Annotated in this window: 1 protein-coding gene; it reads right to left on the minus strand. The window is 41.1% G+C overall.

The genetic code is table 11. The annotated features are described in order from the left end of the window. Positions 1–596 (minus strand): HYR domain-containing protein (locus OS191_RS00220; RefSeq protein WP_267153696.1); only part of this gene is annotated, 596 nt, incomplete at both ends.

Genomic DNA, 596 nt, shown 5'->3' on the forward strand with positions numbered 1-596 from the left:
GTAATATCAGCAGGACAGGATATGGTTGGTGCTTCTGCATCATTAACAGTCACGTCGAATGAACAAGAGTTTGTTAATCCAGCTGCATCCGTAATAGTATAGGTAACAGTTGTTACACCAATCGGGAAGGTATCTCCAGGATTGTGAGAGCTAGTTACATTAAAACCAGCACAATTATCAGCACCAGTAGGCACCGTCCAAGTTACAACCGCATCACATTGACCAGCATCGTTGTTTACTGTAATATTAGTAGGACAGGTTATGGTTGGTGCTTCTGTATCATTTACAGTCACATCGAAAGAACAAGAGTTTGTTAATCCAGCAGCATCTGTAATTGTATAAGTTACAGTTGTTACACCAATCGGTAAGGTATCTCCAGGATTGTGAGAGCTAGTAACATTAAATCCAGCACAATTATCAGCACCAGTAGGCACCGTCCAAGTTACAACCGCATCACATTGCCCAGCATCGTTGCTAATAGTTATATCTCCAGGACAAACAATGGTTGGTGCTTCCGTATCATTAACAGTTACGTCGAAAGAACAAGAGTTTGTTAATCCAGCAGCATCGGTAATGGTATAAGTAACAGTTGTTAC

It is taken from the genome of Xanthomarina sp. F2636L, from assembly GCF_026410195.1.
Taxonomy (GTDB): Bacteria; Bacteroidota; Bacteroidia; order Flavobacteriales; family Flavobacteriaceae; genus Xanthomarina.